The sequence below is a fragment of the Desulfofundulus sp. genome (assembly GCF_049701015.1).
Classification (GTDB): Bacteria; Bacillota; Desulfotomaculia; order Desulfotomaculales; family Desulfovirgulaceae; genus Desulfofundulus.
In genome coordinates, this window is the sequence record NZ_JBNATZ010000344.1 from 1 (window position 1) to 2,174 (window position 2,174).

At 52.4% G+C, this 2,174-nt stretch carries 3 protein-coding genes; 2 read left to right on the forward strand and 1 reads right to left on the reverse strand.

From position 1 onward, the window contains the following. Positions 1–383: recombinase family protein (locus tag ACPLUI_RS14150; protein WP_424660885.1), on the reverse strand; the 383-nt coding region annotated here is incomplete at its 3' end. A gap of 183 nt (positions 384–566) precedes the next feature. Here ACPLUI_RS14150 and ACPLUI_RS14155 point away from each other — a divergent pair. Then, the gene (locus ACPLUI_RS14155; protein WP_424660886.1) at positions 567–1,346 is read left to right on the forward strand and encodes a DUF169 domain-containing protein; all 780 of its coding nucleotides are present in this window, start codon (positions 567–569) and stop codon (positions 1,344–1,346) included. Between the two features lie 189 nt (positions 1,347–1,535). Beyond that, positions 1,536–2,174, forward strand: a 639-nt coding sequence (locus tag ACPLUI_RS14160) for a hypothetical protein (RefSeq protein ID WP_424660887.1), incomplete at its 3' end; no start/stop codon positions are given.

The window sequence follows — 2,174 nt, forward strand, 5'->3', positions numbered from 1 at the left end:
TCCTTTAACCTGGCAATCGTTTTTGGCCACTTGCGCCGCCAGTTTTTGGCTGGAGATATTTCCTTGGCGGCCACGGCATTGTATTTGCCCTGCTCCAGGTCCGCCAGGACCTGCTGGAACACCGGCCGGGTTTCGATTTTGTCTCCGGAGCCGATCTCCTCCACCTGGTCATAAGGGATACCCAGGTCGTCCAGTACTTTGGCCATGATCCTTTTTTGAATGGCCAAAGTGTCTTCGCCGGTGCGCTTCTCCCTTTCTATATCCTGCCGGGAGCGGCGCAGGTAATTGATTATGCGGTAAATGTTGAGTGTGAAGTCCGCGTCGGTAATCTTTCCTCTGTTCCCCGTGGAGGAGCCTGCCGGGTGAGTAATATTGCGTGCCAAGTCAACCAACCCTCCCGGGTTTATTGGTATGAAGAACGGTGTTCCACATATACCAAAAATCTCTGCCACTCTTTCTGGAAATGGGTCAATGGGGTATGATAAAATGGGACCAGGAAATTCTTCCAGGCGGAAGATAGAGTATCTGGTTCGAGTTGCTTTAAATTTTAAATGGGGGTGCTGATAGTGGAAAGTAAAATTGCCCGGGCCTTGAACTTAAAATATTCTCCTGTAGGTATTTTACTGAGCGAGGAAAAACCTCCGGGAGCCCTCCAGTTTAAGGAAGGCCGCTGGGGTTGCGTAGTAGCCATGTTTATGGGGGCGGCGAGAGGAAAGACGGCTGTTTTTGACCGCAAGACCTATGGTTGCCTGGGCGGCGGCGTGGGACTTGGTTTTGGCAACCTTTACGTTAATTTCCCCGGCGGCATCGAGTACTTCCTATCTACCGGAAATCAAGAATTCTGCCGGTCTGAAGCCGCCAGGGGCCTTGTGCGGAATATGCCGGCTTTGGAACACGGAGAAGGCTATTTCAAGTCGCCGGAGGTGGCTAAAAAATTCGTCGATGCCCTGCCTTACGTCGAAGTGCCGGCCCCTTACGTAGTGTTCAAGCCCCTTGACCAGGTACCGGAAGATGAAAAACCCGAAGTAGTGGTCTTCCTGGCCAACTGCGATCAGCTCTCGGCGCTGGCGGTGCTGGCCAATTATAACCGCGGCGGAGAGCAAAGTGTGATTATACCCTTTGGTGCCGGCTGTCACACCTTATTCCTTTTCCCTTACCATGAAGCCAGGTCGGAACGGCCCCGGGCGGTTGTCGGCCTTACCGATATCTCCGCTCGAAAGCATGTGGAAAAAGATTTACTCTCCTTTGCGGTTCCTTATAAAATGTTCCTGGAAATGGAAGATAATGTAGAGGGGAGCTTTTTGGAAAAGGAAGAGTGGCGAAAAGTGCGGGAGCGCAACCCTTGAGTGGGGTGGAGTAAATTACAGGCCGGGCAGGTGAGGTGCTCAAACATGCCCGGGTTGACGGGGTCATCACGTGACCCCAAATTTTTTGCTTGCTGTTTTTGGTTGGCTGATGATAAAATTTACAAGGGAAGTCTTGCCTTAATAGGCAGGAACATTCCAATTCCGCCGGGAAAGGAGGTGAAACAGGTAATGGGCAAGTTATATGCCAGCCGTACCTTCCTGGGGAACATCGCCCTGGTAGTGTTCCTGGCCTTCCTGGCAACGCTGACCTGCGGTGTGGTGCATCCGGCCCCGGCTGGAGCGGTGACCCTAACAGAAAATCCGAATCTATCTGTCCAGGTAGACGAAAGTCATCGGGCGGCAGTCCAGGACAAAGACGGCAACTGGGTCAAGAATGGCGGTACTGCCAAGCTGGTCACCAACCAGGATAAAACCACAGTTGATTTCACCGTCCAGGTCCTTACCGATACTGATTTTAACAGCATCATGTTGCAGATCCTGGGCATTGGCAACCTGGACAAAAATGGGATAACGAATGCGGTCTATAAGAAAATCTATAGATCAGTATACAATACCGTCTACTACGTCTACCAGTTAGTCTACCACTGGGTCTACCAGCCGGGTTTAAACGTGGCTAACACTAATGATTATACGTTGCAAATTTTGAGCAACAATACCAAGCTTGCTTCCATCATCCTGGACCTGGAGGCACCACCACCTCAAAACACCAGTGGGGGTACCACCGGTGGCGGCACCAGCGGTGGCGGAGGCGGCGGTGGCGGTGGAGCGCCTGCTCCTTCGACGTCGGGAGTCTCGACCGACGCCGGC